The following is an 18,678-nucleotide window of genomic DNA, read 5'->3' on the forward strand; positions in this document are numbered from 1 at the left end:
AAACTAATAAATAACTTGCGCACTTTATATAACAAAAATATTATATAACCAAATTGTTATGGAGTTAGTCGTGAAAGTTCTCTTTTTATGTACAGAAAATTCTGCCCGATCAATTATGGCTGAAGCGTTGCTTAAACATCATGGTAAAGGTGAGTTTGAGGTGTTTAGTGCGGGTACCGAACCTTATGCGGTAGACCCTCGTACGCTTGCGGCGATTGAACATTTTGGCTTAAAAACCGATGACTTACACTCAAAGCACTTAAACGATGTCAGTAATCTGCATTTTGATTACGTCATTACCCTATGTGATGACGCTGTAAAAGAATGCGCTAATCGCGTCGATGGCAGCCATTGCCTTGCATGGGACTTTATTGATCCTAAAACGCGTCCTGAACCTCACGCCTTTGAAAAAACCTTGCAAGAGCTCAATGAGCGAATTAAACAGTTTGTGCAATCCCATAACAAAGAAAAACCAGCATCGATTTCACCAACTACATTTTATAAAGCCCTTGCAGATGATATTCGTTTAAAAAGCTTATTGCTCATCGCCGTTGAGCAAGAGGTTTGCGTATGCGAACTAATGACGGCACTTAATGAGCAGAGCCAGCCAAAGGTTTCAAGGCATTTAGCACAGCTTAAAAAACAAGGCATTTTGTCGGATAGAAAACACCAGCAGTGGGTGTTTTACTCTTTAAACCCGACTCTACCTATGTGGATGAAACAAGCAATTACCTCGACCGTGGTAAACGAACCAAATTTCATAGAAAACGAGTTAGCAAGGCTAAATGCGATGGGGGATGATCGCCCAACTCGTGTTGCTCGTTGCTGCAATTAAGGGCTGAAAATGGGTGTTTTTGAGAGGTATTTATCTGTATGGGTTGCTGCTGCTATCGCCATAGGTGTGGGGCTTGGGGTGATGTTTCCGCCATTATTTGAACTAATAGCGAAAGCCGAAGTGGCGCATGTAAACATTGTTGTTGCACTGTTTATTTGGGTAATGATCTATCCAATGATGGTGCAAGTTGATTTTTCAACGATTAAAGAAGTGGGTAAAAACCCTAAAGGGCTGATGCTCACTTTAATCATTAACTGGCTAATCAAACCGTTTTCAATGGCCGCGTTAGGTTGGTTATTTTTTGAAGGGTTATTTGCTGATTTTGTTAGCCCTGAAACGGCGCAAGAATATATTGCTGGGATGATTTTGCTTGGTGTTGCACCTTGTACGGCAATGGTGTTTGTGTGGTCACAACTGACCAAAGGCGATGCAAATTACACCTTAGTGCAAGTGTCTGTGAACGATATTATTATGATTTTTGCTTTTGCACCTATTGCGGGGTTGTTGCTGGGTGTATCTGATATTCATGTACCTTGGCTTACATTGATGATTTCGGTTGTGTTGTATGTATTGCTGCCACTTATCGCCGGGGTATTAACACGAAAAGCGCTTAATAATTCAGCACAAAATGAAGCTGCAGTGCAGTCATTTTTAGAGAAAATTAAACCGTTTTCAGTTGTTGGCTTATTGGCCACTGTGGTCTTACTGTTTGGGTTTCAGGCGAACACGATTTTAGCCCAACCGCTTAACATTGTACTGATTGCTATTCCGCTTGTTTTGCAAACCTACGGTATTTTTGCAATCACCTATTTCATTGCGTTAAAACTTAAGCTTAAGCGCAACATTGCCGGGCCAGCATGTTTAATTGGTACCTCTAACTTTTTTGAGTTAGCGGTCGCAGTGGCTATTTCATTATTTGGTTTGCACTCGGGTGCAGCATTAGCAACCGTTGTTGGGGTGTTGGTCGAAGTACCTGTGATGCTGTCGTTGGTTGCAATCGTCAATAAAACAACACATTGGTTTAAAGAATAATTGGGGAATCATAATGCAATCACATCCATTTGATATTTTACAACTAGAAACTGGGGCATTTATTTTTACCCCTTGCCCTGGCACAAAAGACGTTGGCTTATCACAGTCTGTTGCTGATTTAAAAGCGGCAGGTGCAAAAGCAATTATTACTCTGATGTACGATGAAGAGCTTGTTAAAAATGGCGCGCAGCAGCTTGCAATCGAATGTGAGCAAGAAGATCTCAGCTGGTTTCAATTACCTATTATCGATGATGACGCGCCAAGCGAAGCGTTTAATCAAGCATTCAGTAAACACCTTAACGATATTCTTGCCATCATAAAAAATGGTGGCAGTGTGGCTGTGCATTGCAAAGGCGGTTCAGGCCGCACAGGCTTAGTCATTGGTTTATTAATGCATGAGCTTGGCTGTGCTAAAAACGACATAGTTAATCAAGTGCAGGCTATTCGCCCTAAGTCGTTGCAAAACCCGATACAACGTTCATTTTTCGACAATTTTCAAAAAGTAGGAGCTTAACAATGGCAATTAAAGTAGGCATTAATGGTTTTGGCCGCATGGGGCGTTTATCGCTAAGAGCAGCGTTTGCATGGGACGACGTTGAGTTTGTGCAAATTAATGACCCTGCGGGTGATGCAGCTACATTAGCTCACTTACTAAAGTATGATTCGGTACACGGTATTTGGCCTCATGAGGTTGAAAGTAACGACAACAGTGTGATCATCGATGGTCAGGTGATTAACGTCACGCAAAATAAAGCCATTGCAGACACTGATTGGTCTGGCTGCGATATCGCTATTGAAGCCTCTGGCGTGATGAAAGAAAAGTCACTACTTCAGGCATATCTTGATCAAGGTGTGAAGAAAGTTGTTGTAACTGCGCCTGTAAAAGAAGACGGTGTGCTGAATATTGTAATGGGTGTAAACGATGATTTATACGATGTAAATCAGCATGATATCGTTACAGCAGCATCGTGCACTACCAACTGTTTAGCGCCTGTGGTTAAAGTTCTGCAAGAAAAAATTGGTATCAAACATGGGTCAATGACGACCATTCACGATATTACTAACACGCAAACTATCTTAGATGCACCGCATAAAGATTTACGTCGTGCTCGCGCATGCGGCATGAGCTTAATTCCAACTACAACAGGCTCTGCAACAGCAATTACACATATTTTCCCTGAACTTAAAGGCAAATTAAACGGCCACGCGGTTCGTGTTCCTTTAGCAAATGCATCAATCACTGACTGTGTGTTTGAAGTTACAAAGCCAACCACCGCTGAGCAAATTAACCAATGGATGCAAGAAGCCGCAGAGGGCGAGCTAAAAGGCATTTTAGGCTATGAAGAAAAGCCACTTGTTTCTATCGATTACAAAACTGATCCACGCTCAAGCATTGTTGATGCGCTATCAACCATGGTTGTCAACGAGACTCAAGTTAAGCTGTATGTTTGGTACGATAACGAATGGGGTTATGCAAACCGCACCGCCGAACTTGCCCGTAAAGTTGCGCGATCACTACAAGGTTAAAAGAAATGACGCGTTTGGCTAATCTTCCCGCTGATATAAAGCAGTACTTAATTGTCACCGGGAATTACTGGGCATTTACGCTAACAGATGGCGCATTGAGAATGTTGGTGGTACTGCATTTTCATGCGCTTGGCTACTCGCCTTTGAGTATTGCCATGCTGTTTTTGTTTTATGAGATTTTTGGTGTTGTCACTAACTTAGTGGGCGGCTATTTAGGCGCAAGGCTTGGTTTAAACAAGACCATGAACATTGGCCTTGCCATACAGGTTGCAGCCTTGTTCATGTTGGCAGTCCCCGCTGAATGGCTGAGTGTAGCCTATGTGATGTTGGCGCAGGCTCTGTCGGGCATTGCAAAAGATCTCAATAAAATGAGTGCTAAAAGCTCAATTAAAATGCTGGTTGCCAGTGGCCAAGAAGGCACCTTGTTTAAATGGGTGGCGATACTTACGGGCTCTAAAAACGCATTAAAAGGTGTGGGCTTCTTTTTAGGTGGCTTACTACTGACATTAATGTCGTTTAAAGGCGCAATGCTTGCTATGGCTGCTACTTTGCTGGTGGTGTGGTGTTTTAGTATTTATGCACTTAAAAATGATTTAGGCAAAGCCAAAAACAAACCCAAGTTTAACGAGATATTTTCAAAAAGCAGTTCAATCAATATCTTGTCGGCCGCGAGGTTGTTTTTGTTTGGTGCGCGTGATGTTTGGTTTGTAGTTGCACTACCGGTGTTTTTATCACAAGCCTTTGATTGGGACCACTGGACCGTGGGTGCCTTCTTAGCGAGTTGGGTTATTGGCTATGGGGCTGTGCAATCTTTTGCACCTAAAATCATTAAGCTTAATAAGCAAACATCACCAAGTGCAGAAACAGTTAAGTGGGCATCATTGCTTGCTTTAGTCACCTTAGTCATTGCCCTTGCTATTGGCTTTGACTGGGCTGTAAAACCAATGCTGATAGGCGGGTTGATGTTATTTGGCGTGTTATTCGCAATTAACTCATCTTTGCACAGCTACTTAATTGTTAGCATGGCTGACGCCGATGGCGTATCACTTGATGTCGGGTTTTACTATATGGCCAATGCCATGGGACGCTTAATTGGCACTGTGCTGTCGGGCTTAGTGTTTCAGGTGTATGGCTTAGCAGCGTGTTTGGCTATATCGCTGTTATTTATTGTTATTACCGCCGTTATTTCGACTAAATTACCAAAACAAATTTAGTTAAATTTCAACACGCCCTATAAAGGTAAGCATGCTTTATTGCTTACCTTTATTCATGCATAGCATCAGAAATAACAAAATTAGTCATCTTCTGACTTGAAAAGCTCTTCGAGCATTGGCTGTGGGTTGTTTGAAAACGACGCAAAACAGTACAAACAAGCGGTGTTTGATGCTTATTGCGAGACGTTACGCCACGCTCTAACCATCAGTATCGACGATAATATTCTATGGTTTTTAAGACCGTTTTCTAAGCAAGCTAAAGATATTACCCCCAGTACGTTTGCTGGCGAAGTTTGCCCACTTTGCAAAGGAAATCTTAGTGCAACCACATGGGCTGCTGGCTGGCAGTTGAGCTGCGAACATTGTGAAGTAACGGGGATTGTTGTTGAAAAGTTTGGCTATTAAAAAAGTTAGCTTATTGAAATTGCTGCGTAATTATTCACAGCAATATATAACAATTTTATAATGTTATCAGGCTTTTTTAACAAACTTAGCAGTTACCATCATTTCACCTACGCCATCAACTTTACAGTCTAGTTCGTGGTCTTTTTTATCTAACACGCGGCGGATCACGGCTTTGGTACCAATTTTAATTACTTGTGAGCTGCCTTTAATTTTTAAATCTTTCGCAACAGTCACTTTGTCGCCATCGACCAATAAGGTGCCGTTAGCATCTCTTACATCGATCACATCATCGTTATTAACAGCATTTGGATCCCACTCATGAGCGCACTCTGGACATACTAAGTTGTTTTGATCTTCATATACGTATTCAGAATTACATTTTGGACAAGGAGGAAAAGACATAAAAACACCTTGGTTAATTTTAAAAGCGTATTTTAATGGCTAAGAGCAAACTAAGCGAGCATAAGGCTTATATTTTATGGCTCAGACGTGTCGAGTTCTTTGGTAATAGAGAATATTCCTCTTAAATCACCAAGCCGATAGCCTGTGGCTAAATCATGGGGGTAATGCTCACTAAGCACTTGCTTTACTTCTGGAGCAATCGTTTGACCATGACAATTGAGGCAAACTGGCGCGACTTTTATTGCTTTAGCAAAGCGGAATTGGCCATCTTTATTGGTCGAGAAAGTCACATTATCAATGCTTTCTGAGTTTCTGATCATATCAATTAGCTGGGCGATTTTTTCAGCTTCCCAGTCATCTGGTTTATTGTTCGGATTTCGGTTTTTAGTGCTTTTACGTGCCACAGTCCAACCATCGGTTGATAAGCTTTCGGCAATAGCAGGGGCTTGCATTTTGCACACGTTAATACCTTCAACTAAACCGCCTTGTTTTATAGCGGCTCCTAGTGCTGATTTGAGCGTAGTGGCAAATTCAGTTACTCGCTCAGCTGCTTGGGTTTCTAGGGTAGCAGAATTCGTTTCAGCATAAAGGTTAGGTGAAAGCAATAGAGTGCAAAGCGCTATCGTTCTTAAAGTATGCATTGTAAGGCCTTATATTAGATATATCTAATATAGTAGTTCGCATTTACTCTACATGCCAATTTATGCTGCAAAAAAACAGGATTCACGCTAATAGCATGCTGGAGTGTTGCTGTTAAATTGGTTATGGTGAGAAAAATATTCAGAGAACAAAATATGAAAAAATTAGTTTATATCGCTTTATTGTTATTTTCTGTTTTTACATTTGCAAGCTCAGGTCCTTATAGTGGAGATATCAGCGTTGCAGACTTACTTAAAGACTATCCTGCTTTTAGTGAAGAATATAATGATTACTCACCCAGTGAAGAAGAGCTAAGTACTATAAGAGCACTGCAAGGTAAGCAAGTGTTGGTGTTTTTAGGCACTTGGTGCCATGACTCTAAACGTGAAGTCCCTCGTTTTTTAAAACTTATTGATACAGCGAATGTGCAATTAGGATCCCTTAAATTAGTGGCTGTAGGCTACGATAAGCTTGATCCTGCCGGTTTAGCAAAGCAGCACGATTTACTGTATACGCCAACCATTATCGTTAGCAATGGCGAAAAAGAGCTCGCGCGCATGATAGAAAAACCAAAGCAAAGTATTGCTGCTGATTTAACTTTGCAAAACTAGATCTCAAGCTAGCAGTTCCAGATTGCCTGATGCAATATAGCCAAAGTGATTGTTGCCATTTACAATCACTTTGAAGCAATAACAATGAGAACCCATGATGTATACCGCCGTTATTAAAGCCATTGATACAGCCAATGCAGTAGACCCAAATCGAGTTCTAGTCGATGAACAAGAATTTGCAAAAGAAGGTTTATATGCCATGCGTATGACCGATATGCTCAATCGTTTTAAGCCTCAAGCCGATGAGCTAATGCATATTGCTGCCCGAGGGCAACATATTGAGCGCTGGCGCTCTCCGCGAAGTGATTTTCCTATGGGTAAGCAAGGTTATTATCAATGGCGCACAGCTTTATATGATTTTCATGCTGAGCGTGTAACAGCCCTCATGAAAGCGGCTGGTTATTCAACGGCTGATTGTGAGCGTGTTTATGCAGCCGTTGCTAAAAAGAATATAAAACGAAATCCTGATAGCCAATTGATTGAAGATATCGCCAGCCTCGTGTTTATTGAGCATTACATGCTTGACTTTGCAAGTAGCAAGCCTGATTACGATGAGCAAAAATGGCTGGGTATTATTCGTAAAACATGGCAAAAAATGTCAGATGAAGCACATGAATTTGTATTAGCTGGACACATCAGCTTACCTGAGCCACTTAAGCCGTTAATAACAAAAGCGCTAAATTAATTATAAAAACAAGGATGTAATATGTTTTGCCCACGTACTAAAACAGCCCTTGAAGAAGTGAGTATTGGCGATGTTAAAGTATATTTATCAAAATCTGGTGGCGTATTTTTTGATAACCGACAAATATTTCACTTTAGCGATCCAAGTTTAAAACCCGCGCAAGTGCTGGTGGCTCATTTACAAACCTTGCCAACAGAATGTGTTGATATAGCAACGCGAATTAATTGCCCTAAGTGCCCTGAGGTGGTGATGATGCGGCGTTTTTTTAGTCCACTTAAAGTGGTTGAAATAGACGAGTGCCCAAACTGTGCGGCTATCTGGCTCGATCATGGTGAGCTTGAAAAAATTCATGAAAATCATTTAACGCCAAAAGAGCGTGAAATGCTGCGTATTGATATGGCCAATAATCATGGTTTTATTCAAGTTAAAATCTCGAAAAGACGTCACTCTGTTCATGCTAAAAAGCCTGAGTCTAATGCAACGTCATCTTTAGAAAAACTAGCAGAACTTGCCTATTTATCGATTTTGAATGACTGAAAATAAGAAGCCTGTACCAATTAAGATACAGGCTTTATTAGCTATTAAGTGTTAAAGCTTAACTAGCATTTTTCCTTTATTTTTACCTTCGAACAGGCCAAGAAATGCATCAACGGCATTTTCGATGCCATGGTAAACTGTTTCTTCAGATTTAATTTTACCTTCGCTGATCCACGCGCCCATTTGCTCAATAAACTCAGGGAACTGATCAAAATAATCAATCACGATAAAGCCTTGCATGGTGAGCTTTTTCGAGTTGATATAAAACAGGTTGCTTGGCCCTGGCTGTGCTGTGTCGTTATTGTAACCTGAGATCATGCCACAAACAGGAATACGGCCGTAATCGTTCATTACATTAAGTGCGGCTTCCAGATGATCGCCACCTACGTTTTCAAAGTACACATCAATACCTTGTGGTGCCGCTTGTTCAAGAGCTTCTGTTAGGTTTGCTACCGTTTTATAGTTAATTACCTCATCAACGCCTAACGCTTTTACCATCTGCGCTTTTTCGTCAGAGCCAACCGATGCAATTACCTTACAGCCTTTTAGCTTAGCAATTTGGCACACTACGCTACCTACAGCCCCTGATGCCGCTGACACAAACACAGTGTCGGTTTCTTTTAGGCTAATTACCTTTGTTAAACCTGCCCATGCGGTTAACCCTGTCATGCCCATAGTACTTAAAAACAGTTGGTCAGGCAGTGGTACACTAGGTAGTAGGGTTAAATCGCTGCCATCGCTAATGTGCATGGTACGCCAGCCACTAATATGACTTACTTTGCTTCCTACCGGAAAGTCGTTATTGCGTGATTCAACTACTTCGCCGATAGCACCGGCTTCCATCACTTCGTTTAAGTTAAAAGGCGCGATATATGATTTACGATCGATCATGCGTGGGCGCATGTAAGGGTCGACAGACATCCAAGTATTTTTAATTAACACTTCGCCGTCGTTCAAATCTGGAAGTGATACGTCTACCTGCGCAAAATTAGCCTGTGTAGGCATGCCCGTTGGGCGTGAAACTAAGTGAATTTGTTGACTTGTAACCATATAAACCTCGAATACTTGAGCTAGCTAGGCTAGTGAGCGAATAATTATAGCCTGCGCAAATTATTTGTGCGCAAACTATTTGCGGCCAATTTAATGAAGTTTACGGTAAAAGGCAATAGATCGTCAGAAAATAATTTGCGCGCAAACTAAATTAAGGCAATAATACGGCTGTATTTCAGTTTAGGGTAATAGCATGAGCAACAACTTATCAGACAATGTGTGTTTCACTTTATACAGTGCAACAAATGCGTTGATCAGAGCGTTTCGACCAATCCTTGAAGCTTATGACTTGACCTATCCGCAATATATTGTGATGCACTCACTTTGGTATAAAAATCAGGTGAGTTTAAAAGCGCTTTCTCATGATACGCACTTAGACTCAGGCACCTTAACACCAATAGTTAAACGCTTAGAAACGAAAGGTTTATTGACGCGTCAGGTATCGAATGAAGATGAGCGCAAAAAAGTAATCTCATTAACAGAGCAGGGCATGCAGCTTAAAACTGATGCCGAAGCATTAACGGCTAAGTTAATGGCGCGCTCAAACATGAGTTTGGAGCGAATCGAGTTATTACGCGAGTTAACCCTTGAGCTACACACTGACCTTACTAAAACGGATCTTACAAAAGACTGACCTTACCAAAGGCTAATCTTCTACTAAACATACCAAGGTGCCCTCAATAGCACGAACATACGCATAATGCTGGGCGTCTTTTTTAGTTGGCGGACACAATGGCTCAGCGCCAGCAAGCACTGCTTTATCGTAACTTTCTACTAAATTATGGCAGCTGAACCTTAGCTCAAAACCAAGTGCAGGTTGCTTAGGGTGGGCACGAATATACCCTTGCTTAAAATACGATTGCGCATGCGGATGGGTTGCAAAAGCAAGCTTAACAGGCCCTGTAACAAGTTCACCGTAATCGGCATCATCACTGATATGATTGGTATTAAAACCAAATGCTTGATAGTAAAAGTCGAGTACTTCTTCTACGTTATCGACGTAAATAACCTGACTTAGAAAGTCCATTTATGTTGCTCTATTTATTGTTCGTTTATTAAATAAAGCATAGTTTTATTAATAAAAAAACCTTGTAAGTCATACTCACAAGGTTTTTTTTAATACTTTACACTTAGTTTAGCAATTGGCTACGACTTGTTGCGATTTTCTTTCGCAAACGCACGGATTTTACGTTTTTGCGATAAGGTCACTTTGTTAGTACGACCAGCGTAAGGGTTGTCGCCTTCTCTAAATTCAATTTTGATTGGCGTACCCATAATATTTAATGCTTTGCGATAATAGTTCATTAAGTAGCGTTTATAGCTATCAGGTAAGTCATGAACTTGGTTACCGTGGATCACGATACGTGGTGGGTTATAGCCACCTGCGTGAGCATATTTAAGTTTAACACGACGACCGCGAACAAGTGGCGGTTGGTGATCGGCTTGTGCCATATCCATGATACGACGCAGCATAGCTGTGCTAATACGTTTAGTTGCTGACTCGTAGGCTTCGTCTACTGACTCAAATAAGTGACCAACACCTGTGCCGTGTAAGGCAGAGATAAAATGCAAACGTGCAAAATCGATAAAGCCCAAGCGGCGGTCAAGCTCTGACTTAATACGCTCTTTAACGTAATCATCAAGGCCGTCCCACTTATTTACAGCAACAACCAAAGAACGCCCTGCATTTAAAGCAAAACCTAGTAGGCTTAAGTCTTGATCAGAAATACCTTCGCGCGCATCAACCACTAGTAACACGACGTTGGCATCTTCGATTGCTTGTAATGTTTTAATAACTGAGAACTTCTCAACAACATCACTTACTTTTTTACGCTTACGAACACCTGCGGTATCGATAAGGATGTATTCTTTATCGTTACGTGTCATCGGAATATAGATAGAGTCACGGGTGGTACCCGGCATATCGTAAACGATTACACGTTCTTCACCTAAGATACGGTTTGTAAGTGTTGACTTACCAACATTAGGGCGACCGATAATAGCAAGCTTTATAGGCTTGTCAGCAAAGGCTTGCTCGCTGTTTTCGCCTTCTTCATCTTCGCTGTAAAGATCAATTAGTTCGTCATCACTTTCTTCAAGCTCTTCACTTTCGCTTGCAAGTTCAGCAATAACAGGCTGTAAAGTCGTATCAAGGAGTTGCGTGATACCACGGCCGTGAGCCGCTGCAATATGATGCACTTCACCTAGGCTTAATTGATAGAATTCAGCACAATATGAGTCTGCATCAATACCGTCTACTTTATTTGCTACAACAAAACATTTCTTTTGTTGTTTGCGTAGATGGTTAGCAATCGCTTGGTCAGCAGCAGTCATACCTGCGCGAGCATCAACTAAAAATAACACGATATCGGCTTCTTCAATCGCTAATAGCGACTGCTCAGCCATTTCGGTTTCAATACCTTGCTCAGAGCCGTCAATACCACCCGTGTCTACCACGATAAATTCATAGCCATCGTAGTCAGCTTGGCCATATTTTCTATCTCGTGTTAAGCCAGGAAAGTCGGCTACGAGGGCGTCACGAGTACGTGTTAAACGGTTAAATAATGTGGATTTGCCCACATTGGGTCGCCCAACAAGAGCGATCACGGGAAGCATAAACTACCTCTTAAAAAAACAACAAAAGGCTTCGCCAAGCGAAGCCTTAGAAAAATAACGTTTACTATTAGTAAGTTAGTTTGGGATTTTAACCGCGCTAACTTCACCATCTCGGGTGTATAAAATTAATTTGTCACCGGCAACAACAGGCTCGATAAAGAAGCCTGAGCTGTCAAAGTCTTCGCGCGATACAAGCTCACCCGTTTCTTTGTCTAACCAGTGCAGGTTACCTTCTTGGTCACCCAGTGCTAAATACTTACCAGCCACAGTTGGGCCTGTTAAGTACCAGCCGCGTAGTGCCGGTTGGCTCCAACGCTCAATACCTGATGTCTTATCTAGACCGTAAACAACGCCATCGCTATCAACTACATAGATAGACTGGCTATCCATAGATAAATCACGGTAGCTGCTATATTCACGTTTCCAAACAACATTACCAGAACGAATATCAACAGCGGCTAAATTACCATTATAGGCAATTGCGTAAGCATATGGGCCACTGATCAGTGCTTGAGTATCCACATCAACTAAACGCTCAAATTCAGATGCCCCTTTTGGTGTGGCAATTTCAGCACTCCATGCAGAGTAACCGTTTTCTGAAATTAGTACGCTTAGCTTGCCTGTTTCAAGGCCAAGTAATACACCACCATTCGCGACGGTTGGTGAGCTTTGACCACGCAATGTTAGCGGTGGTACTTCTTGTTCAAAGCGCCAGCGCTCTTCACCTGTATCTGGGTGCACAGCTAATAATTTGCCAGAAGCTAAGTTTACAAAAATTAGGCCATCGCCTGCAGCTGGTTTAGCAAGTACTTCGCCAGGCATTGTTTTGCGCCAAACAATTTCACCGGTTTCGCGATCAAGGGCTGTTAAATAGCCGTGTTCAGAGCCAATATAAATCTTGCCGTAAGCTTGTAAAATACCACCCGATAATTTGGCACTTTCTGTGGTTTCCCAAGGCCAAAAAGATGCATTTTCACGTACGTCTGTTTGCCATAGCGTGTTGCCATTTTCAAGCGATAGCGCTTCAACTAGGCCTTCACGGTTTGCAACATACACCACATCATCGTGTACCACAGGTGTTAAACGTGAAAAATAGTGTTGAACACCATCACCTATTGATTCTTGCCACACTACGTCCGTTTCAAATTGATTAACAATTTGCGGTAATACAAGTTCTTCTTCGTCATCACTTGACGAACACCCAGTTAGGGTTGCGATACACAGAGCAAGTGTTGCCGCTGTTAACTTTTTCATCTTAACCCCTTACGCCGCTGGGCTAGTTTGTGCTAAGTCATCAAGTTTAATTTGTAATAACGGATTGTTATCAAGGCCACCATTGTCGGCAGCAGCTTGGTATTGACTGCGCGCCTCTGCTTTATCGCCTTGTGCAGCATAAACGTCGCCTTTTAATTCAGCAACTGCAGCGGTGAATGATGCTGGTAGCTGTGCATTCAAGGTTGTTAATGCTTGCTCAAATTGTTTTTGTGCAAGGTGAACACGTGCAAGACGCATTGTTGCCGTTGCTTTTAGCTCTTTATTTTGTTCATTAGTGATGATCCAGTTTAGCTTTTCGCTAGCTGTATCAAGGTCACCTTTCTCTACTGCTTCTTTAGCAGCAACAAAAGCAGCTAACGTGCTATAACTTGATTCGCTATTGTTTTTAATGAAGTTATCCGCATTCTCTAGCACGGCACCACTTTCAACAAGTTGATTGAATGAGTCAGATGCATTTTCTGCATTGGTGATTTGGCTTTGGTTATACGCTTTCCACCCGTATAGTCCACCTAAACCAGCTACGATACCAATACCTAGTGCTAAACCGTTTTCACGGAAAAAGCGTTTGATTGCTTCTGCTTGTTGTTCTTCAGTTGAATAAATTTCCATGCTTACCTCTGTTGCTAGCTGGGCTTAAATAAGCTCAGCTAGTAGCGTTTTCGCTTCTTCTAGTTTTAAGGTGACTTGTTCTTTACGCTCACGTAAGTACTTAATTGTCACAACGCCTTGTTCTAATTCATCTTCACCGATAATAACGGCCACGAGTGCATCGCTTTTATCTGCGCGTTTTAACTGTTTTTTAAAGTTGCCGCCGCCAGCGTGAACCATAACACGAAGGCCAGCAACGTCATTGCGTAATTGAGCTGCAATAATTGGCGCTTGAATGCTTGCTTTGTCGCCCATGGCTGCCAAATATACATCAGCACTACGGCGGATGTCACCTACACATTCCAAGGCTTGAAGTAATAACACCAAACGCTCAAGACCCATAGCAAAACCAACTGCAGGGGTTGCTTTACCACCGAGTTGTTCTACAAGTCCATCGTAACGGCCACCGGCACAAACAGTGCCTTGTGCGCCTAAACTATCGGTTACCCATTCAAACACAGTGCGGTTGTAGTAGTCTAAACCACGCACTAGTTTTTCATTAACCGTGTATTCGACGCCAGCAGCGTCTAAACGTTCACATAAATTTGCAAAATGTTCTTTTGATTCAGCGTCTAAGTGCTCTGATAATTTAGGTGCATCAGTCAAAATTGCTTGTACATCAGGGTTTTTACTATCTAAAACGCGTAACGGGTTAGTGTGCATACGACGTTTTGAGTCTTCGTCTAGTACATCTACATGCTGTTCTAAATAGGCAACAAGCGCATCACGGTAGTCAGCACGCGCTTCATTTGAGCCCAGTGAGTTAAGCTCAAGACGAACGTGTTCGCTAATACCAAACTCTTTCCATAATTGGGCTGTCAGCAAAATAACTTCTGCATCGATATCAGCAGTGGCGATGCCGAATGTCTCTAAACCAAATTGGTGGAATTGACGGTAGCGGCCTTTTTGTGGGCGCTCGTGGCGGAACATCGGACCCATGTACCATAAGCGTTGTTCTTGGTTATACAGTAAACCGTTTTCATTACCTGCACGCACACATACTGCAGTACCTTCAGGGCGAAGTGTTAGGTTATCGCCATTACGGTCAGCAAAGGTATACATTTCTTTTTCTACGATATCAGTCACTTCACCGATAGAGCGCTTGAAAAGGTCGGTTGATTCAACAATTGGAAAACGAATTTCTTGATAACCAAACGATGAAACTGTTTCACGTAAAATGTCTTCTACTTTCTGCCAAATTTGCGTATCGCCTGGCAGACAATCGTTCATACCACGAACTGCCTGAATTTGTTTTGCCACTGATAAATCCTAAATACTGTACTTGCGCTGAAAAATCGCGCATCAAGAAAAACTAAAAAATTGACCCGCTATTATACCGTTTGGGCGATAAAGGTAAACGGCAAACCTGAGGGTTTGCCGAGTATATGCGAATTATTCAACGATTTTGATGTCGATTGGCGTTTCTTTCTCTTTTTTGGCGATAAAGTCACGCACATAACCTTCTAGCTGATCAACAATGTTATCGTTATCAATACGTGCTTTTTGACGCTCACCGTTAATATATAAACCAGAACGGCGGTTAGCTCCTGCAAGACCTATGTCGCTAACGAGTGCTTCGCCTGGACCATTCACCACACAACCAATAACAGACACTGACATAGGCTCAACCACGTCTTCTAGTCGCTCTTCAAGCTGATTCATGGTGCTTACCACATCAAATTCTTGGCGTGAGCAACTCGGGCAGGCAATAAAGTTAATACCGCGTGAGCGAATGCGTAATGATTTTAAAATATCAAAACCCACTTTGATCTCTTGTACCGGATCGGCAGCAAGTGAAACGCGTAGTGTGTCACCAATGCCTTCGGCAAGCAGCATACCTAAGCCAACAGCTGATTTAACAGAGCCCGAACGCATACCACCTGCTTCGGTAATACCTAAATGCAAAGGCTGGTCGATTTCTTTAGCTAGTAGACGATATGCTCCCACCGCTAAAAATACATCAGAGGCTTTTACGGATACTTTAAATTGATCAAAGTCTAAACGCTGTAAGATTTCAACATGGCGCATTGCTGACTCAAGCAAGGCTTCTGGTGTTGGCTCACCGTATTTTTCTTGTAAGTCACGCTCTAATGAACCGCCGTTGACACCAATTCGAATAGGTATATTATGCTCACGCGCTGAGTCTACAACGGCACGAATACGTTCTTCGCTACCTATGTTACCAGGGTTAATACGCAAACAATCCGCGCCATATTGTGCCACTTTCAACGCAATACGGTAGTCAAAGTGGATGTCGGTCACAAGTGGAATAGTGACTTGCTCTTTAATGCTTTTAAATGCTTCAGCCGCTTCCATGGTCGGCACAGATACGCGCACAATATCGGCACCCGCATCTTGAATAGCTTGAATTTGCGCAACCGTGGCATCGATATCTAAGGTGTTGGTGTTGGTCATCGACTGAACGGCAATTGGTGCACCATCACCAATTGGTACATTACCTACGTTAATACGGGTCGATTTTCTGCGTTTAATAGGAGATTCTGAAAACATTGCGATTACTCTGATAACGGTAAAGTAAATTTGGCTAAGCGATTTTTGGCAAAATGTGAGGTGTCGACGGCTTCACCTTGAAAAGTAATATCAACCACTTGGTGTTTGCCAAGTACAACATTAAACGGCTGAGGGCCTGTTACGGTCATCACGTAACCGGCTTTTTTAACTCCAAATGCGATACGATCGCCATTGCCATCGTGAATTTCTACCCAGCTGTCTTCATTGAAGTGCATTACCACAGTGCTGTGTTCTGGGTCTAAATTACTCTGCTCTTCAATAGGCTTTTTAGCTTCAACGACGTTGGCATCATTGGTAGCAGGTTGTGCATTTTCACTCTCTGGTGGCACTGAACTTGTTGCTGGTTGCGCGTTAAGTTGCTCAGTTTCACTGCTCAACTGTTCTGTTGCTGGTGTAAGTTCACTGGTTTCGAGCTGACTTGGCATTACGGTCGCGGTTTGTTCTTCAAGTGCTGGTGAGCTATTTTGCCACCACCAAAAAACCGATGAGCCAATGATCACTGCTAAGATAAAGTAACTAAACAGCATCAAGCGGTTATCATTTGCTTCTTTTTCTGTACGACGCGAAAAGCTCTGCATCTTTGACTTTTTAGCTGGCTCAACTTGCTCAGGTAAAAGAGCAAGAATTGCCTGAGTATCAATTTTAAGCTCACGGCAATAGCTTTTAATGTAGCCTCTTACAAACGTAATAGGGCCGAGTAGTTCGTGCTCATCGTTCTCAAGGCGTTGCAGCTGTAAAACGGATAGTTTTAATGCACTGGCAAGTTGCTCAAGGCTCATTCCTGCTTCTTCGCGGCGCTTTTTTAGCGCTTGGCCGAGCGTTTCTTGCGGTTGTTCTAGGTTATTTTCTTCATTCATAATGAGTATGAGTCAGGGTCCACTAATAAGAGTCTATGCCCAGGTTCAAGGGCAACGTCTGGGCTCAATTTATTCCAGCGCATTAATTGATCAATTAACACGCCATGCTGGGTGGCTATGCTGTACAACGTATCACCTTCAGTGATCGTGTGATAAATGTTCGGATCATTTAAATACACTTTGGTGCCGTTTTCGACCCGATCCGATTCTTTGAAGCCATTCCACTGCAAAATCTGCTGTAGTTTAACATTGTATCGCACCGAAATGCTAAATAGGTTTTCGCCATTTTGAATAATATGGTAGGGAATATTCAGCGCAGGTACACTTGGGTTTAGCATGGGGAGTTGTACTTGCTCTGCACTCACATTATAGCTAGGTTGGCTTGATGTAGATGAAAACCCAGAGTCGGTACTAAATACGCTTTCATCCTTTTGTGCTTCGTAAAATACCACACTGCCTGAACTGTCCGCTTCGACTTGATTTGATGAAACCGAAGGCTCTGGCTTATAAGCAGATTGTGGTTCACCAAACGAGACAATCGTTACGTCATCATTTTTAGTATTTGGTAAGCTGACTGAGGCAGTGGTCTGTGGGGTAACGTCAACAGATAGCGCGCTTATTACGGCTGACGTATCGACAGCTTGGTTACTATTTTTTGGTGTTGAAGTAACTGTTTTAAAGCCGGTACTTTCAGTTTCAATCTTTGCAGCTGTCTGCTGGCTTTTATTTTCATCAATTGTTGATGGTTCAATACCGTACGCTTGTTGATCATTACTTGATGTTGTTGCTAGCGCTTGCGCAGCTGGTTTTGAGTTAGATTCAGCAGACAGAGCCGTGCTTTGACCTGCTCGAGCCTTTGTTTGCGGTACTTTTTTCTTTACGATACGAATTTTTGGCTGCTCTTTACTCACAGCTAAGTTATCACTTGAAATTTGTAGCTCTTCTAACTGAGCTTGGCGATATTTTTCGCGTAAAATTTCAAATTCTGAGCGTTTATTTTGGCCTGATGAAATTATCTTTGCTTCGCTCGAACCTGGATAAGTTTGTAAAATGATCCCGGCTGTTTTTTCAGCTTTCTCGATGTGGCCCATTCGCTGTTGAATTAAATAACTGAGCATTAATGCTCTTGGGGTAACACGGCCTGTTGATTCGTACTTTTCTAAAACGCTTTCTGCTTTGTGTAAATCACTTTTAGCGTAATGAAGTCCAGCGAGAGTGATCAGCGATGAAGCGCGTTGTGAACTGTGATTTAAAGCTGATTTTAAGTATTTTTCTGCATTATCAAAGTCATCAAACTCAATTGCGCACAAAGCTAAATTTTCATAACTTTCTGCAACTCGAATATAGCTAGGAATTGCGATCGCTTTTAGAAATTCTTCAGCGGCACGGTCGTATTCGCCAATACCACATAAAAATACACCATAGTTATTTAAGGTGTTTGGATCATTTGGAGCAATTTTTAATGCGCGTTGATAGGCTTTATCGGCGAGTTCTGGTTCATCAACCTGTTGATAATAATAGGCAAGAGAATAATGAACTTCGGGAATATCAGGTGCAAAATCGGCAGCACGTTCTAAGTTGTACTTAGCTTGAGAATTATTGCCTGTTTTTAAGTATTGTAAAGCAAGGGCTATACGGGTGCGCGCCGCACCACTGTTGTTTATTTCTTTTTCAACAACGGGTCTGTTACTGCCGTCGTAGCTATTTTCTGTGACACATCCTGCTAATGCCAATGTACTAACTGTTAGGGCAAGTATAGATCGCATTACCTAATCTCTTCTTTGATTCCGTATGCCTATCTTACCGAAAAGCC

The 18,678-nt window shown here is 42.2% G+C and carries 21 protein-coding genes; 10 read left to right on the forward strand and 11 right to left on the reverse strand.

Translation table 11 applies throughout. From position 1 onward, the window contains the following. The first annotated feature begins 58 nt into the window (after positions 1-58). From ACSFVZ_RS06700 to ACSFVZ_RS06725, 6 genes are all read left to right on the forward strand, one after another. Positions 59-835, forward strand: a complete 777-nt coding sequence (locus ACSFVZ_RS06700; RefSeq protein WP_435558447.1) for a metalloregulator ArsR/SmtB family transcription factor — start codon at positions 59-61, stop codon at positions 833-835. A 9-nt stretch (positions 836-844) separates the two neighbouring features. Further along, positions 845-1,867, forward strand: a complete 1,023-nt coding sequence (arsB, locus tag ACSFVZ_RS06705; RefSeq protein WP_435558448.1) for an ACR3 family arsenite efflux transporter — start codon at positions 845-847, stop codon at positions 1,865-1,867. 13 nt (positions 1,868-1,880) lie between these two features. Then, a complete protein-coding gene (locus ACSFVZ_RS06710) occupies positions 1,881-2,381 on the forward strand; it encodes a phosphatase domain-containing putative toxin (protein WP_435558449.1) in 501 nt (166 codons plus the stop codon). A 2-nt stretch (positions 2,382-2,383) separates the two neighbouring features. Continuing rightward, a complete protein-coding gene (locus ACSFVZ_RS06715) occupies positions 2,384-3,394 on the forward strand; it encodes an ArsJ-associated glyceraldehyde-3-phosphate dehydrogenase (protein ID WP_435558450.1) in 1,011 nt (336 codons plus the stop codon). Between the two features lie 5 nt (positions 3,395-3,399). Next, entirely contained in the window at positions 3,400-4,608 is a 1,209-nt protein-coding gene (gene arsJ, locus ACSFVZ_RS06720; RefSeq protein WP_435558451.1) for an organoarsenical effux MFS transporter ArsJ, read from the forward strand. 126 nt (positions 4,609-4,734) lie between these two features. Further along, entirely contained in the window at positions 4,735-5,013 is a 279-nt protein-coding gene (locus ACSFVZ_RS06725; protein WP_435558452.1) for a hypothetical protein, read from the forward strand. 66 nt (positions 5,014-5,079) lie between these two features. Here the strand turns inward: ACSFVZ_RS06725 and ACSFVZ_RS06730 are convergent, their stop codons facing one another. Further along, the gene (locus ACSFVZ_RS06730; RefSeq protein ID WP_135926777.1) at positions 5,080-5,415 is read right to left on the reverse strand and encodes a zinc ribbon domain-containing protein YjdM; all 336 of its coding nucleotides are present in this window, start codon (positions 5,413-5,415) and stop codon (positions 5,080-5,082) included. A 74-nt stretch (positions 5,416-5,489) separates the two neighbouring features. Then, complete coding sequence (locus tag ACSFVZ_RS06735; RefSeq protein WP_435558453.1) at positions 5,490-6,056, reverse strand: Tll0287-like domain-containing protein; 567 nt, start codon at positions 6,054-6,056, stop codon at positions 5,490-5,492. Positions 6,057-6,209: 153 nt separating this feature from the next. On the opposite strand from ACSFVZ_RS06735, the gene ACSFVZ_RS06740 reads away from it, so the two are divergent. From ACSFVZ_RS06740 to ACSFVZ_RS06750, 3 genes are all read left to right on the forward strand, one after another. Then, positions 6,210-6,665, forward strand: coding sequence for a TlpA family protein disulfide reductase (locus tag ACSFVZ_RS06740; RefSeq protein ID WP_435558454.1), 456 nt, complete (start codon positions 6,210-6,212; stop codon positions 6,663-6,665). A 97-nt stretch (positions 6,666-6,762) separates the two neighbouring features. Next, entirely contained in the window at positions 6,763-7,350 is a 588-nt protein-coding gene (locus ACSFVZ_RS06745; protein WP_135926959.1) for a DUF4202 domain-containing protein, read from the forward strand. 21 nt (positions 7,351-7,371) lie between these two features. Next, positions 7,372-7,887, forward strand: coding sequence for a TFIIB-type zinc ribbon-containing protein (locus ACSFVZ_RS06750; protein ID WP_435558455.1), 516 nt, complete (start codon positions 7,372-7,374; stop codon positions 7,885-7,887). A 51-nt stretch (positions 7,888-7,938) separates the two neighbouring features. Here ACSFVZ_RS06750 and ACSFVZ_RS06755 read toward each other — a convergent pair whose 3' ends face one another. After that, positions 7,939-8,937 (reverse strand): NADP-dependent oxidoreductase, encoded by a 999-nt coding sequence (locus ACSFVZ_RS06755; protein WP_138558260.1) that lies wholly within the window; start codon positions 8,935-8,937, stop codon positions 7,939-7,941. 193 nt (positions 8,938-9,130) lie between these two features. On the opposite strand from ACSFVZ_RS06755, the gene ACSFVZ_RS06760 reads away from it, so the two are divergent. Then, positions 9,131-9,571 (forward strand): MarR family winged helix-turn-helix transcriptional regulator, encoded by a 441-nt coding sequence (locus tag ACSFVZ_RS06760; protein ID WP_135926782.1) that lies wholly within the window; start codon positions 9,131-9,133, stop codon positions 9,569-9,571. A 12-nt stretch (positions 9,572-9,583) separates the two neighbouring features. On the opposite strand, the gene ACSFVZ_RS06765 is transcribed toward ACSFVZ_RS06760, so the two are convergent. The 8 genes from ACSFVZ_RS06765 to pilW all read right to left on the reverse strand — a co-directional run bounded on the left by ACSFVZ_RS06765 (position 9,584) and on the right by pilW (position 18,631). Further along, a complete protein-coding gene (locus tag ACSFVZ_RS06765; RefSeq protein ID WP_135926783.1) occupies positions 9,584-9,964 on the reverse strand; it encodes a VOC family protein in 381 nt (126 codons plus the stop codon). A gap of 119 nt (positions 9,965-10,083) precedes the next feature. Next, positions 10,084-11,553: a ribosome biogenesis GTPase Der gene (der, locus tag ACSFVZ_RS06770; RefSeq protein ID WP_135926784.1), complete on the reverse strand. Its 1,470-nt coding sequence runs from the start codon at positions 11,551-11,553 to the stop codon at positions 10,084-10,086. Between the two features lie 75 nt (positions 11,554-11,628). After that, positions 11,629-12,807 carry an outer membrane protein assembly factor BamB gene (gene bamB, locus ACSFVZ_RS06775; RefSeq protein ID WP_235382975.1) on the reverse strand — a complete coding sequence of 393 codons (1,179 nt, stop codon included), beginning with the start codon at positions 12,805-12,807 and terminating at the stop codon, positions 11,629-11,631. 9 nt (positions 12,808-12,816) lie between these two features. Next, the gene (locus tag ACSFVZ_RS06780; RefSeq protein ID WP_135926786.1) at positions 12,817-13,437 is read right to left on the reverse strand and encodes a YfgM family protein; all 621 of its coding nucleotides are present in this window, start codon (positions 13,435-13,437) and stop codon (positions 12,817-12,819) included. Between the two features lie 24 nt (positions 13,438-13,461). Then, positions 13,462-14,736 (reverse strand): histidine--tRNA ligase, encoded by a 1,275-nt coding sequence (gene hisS, locus ACSFVZ_RS06785; protein ID WP_138558258.1) that lies wholly within the window; start codon positions 14,734-14,736, stop codon positions 13,462-13,464. Positions 14,737-14,868: 132 nt separating this feature from the next. Then, a complete protein-coding gene (ispG, locus tag ACSFVZ_RS06790; protein ID WP_054553525.1) occupies positions 14,869-15,987 on the reverse strand; it encodes a flavodoxin-dependent (E)-4-hydroxy-3-methylbut-2-enyl-diphosphate synthase in 1,119 nt (372 codons plus the stop codon). Between the two features lie 5 nt (positions 15,988-15,992). Next, positions 15,993-16,865, reverse strand: a complete 873-nt coding sequence (locus ACSFVZ_RS06795) for a RodZ domain-containing protein (RefSeq protein ID WP_235382976.1) — start codon at positions 16,863-16,865, stop codon at positions 15,993-15,995. After that, positions 16,862-18,631 (reverse strand): type IV pilus biogenesis/stability protein PilW, encoded by a 1,770-nt coding sequence (pilW, locus tag ACSFVZ_RS06800; protein ID WP_235382977.1) that lies wholly within the window; start codon positions 18,629-18,631, stop codon positions 16,862-16,864. Before pilW ends, ACSFVZ_RS06795 begins: the two co-directional genes overlap by 4 nt. Positions 18,632-18,678: the final 47 nt, after the last annotated feature.

The organism is Pseudoalteromonas nanhaiensis, assembly GCF_051235485.1.
In the GTDB taxonomy this organism is placed as follows: domain Bacteria; phylum Pseudomonadota; class Gammaproteobacteria; order Enterobacterales; family Alteromonadaceae; genus Pseudoalteromonas; species Pseudoalteromonas lipolytica_C.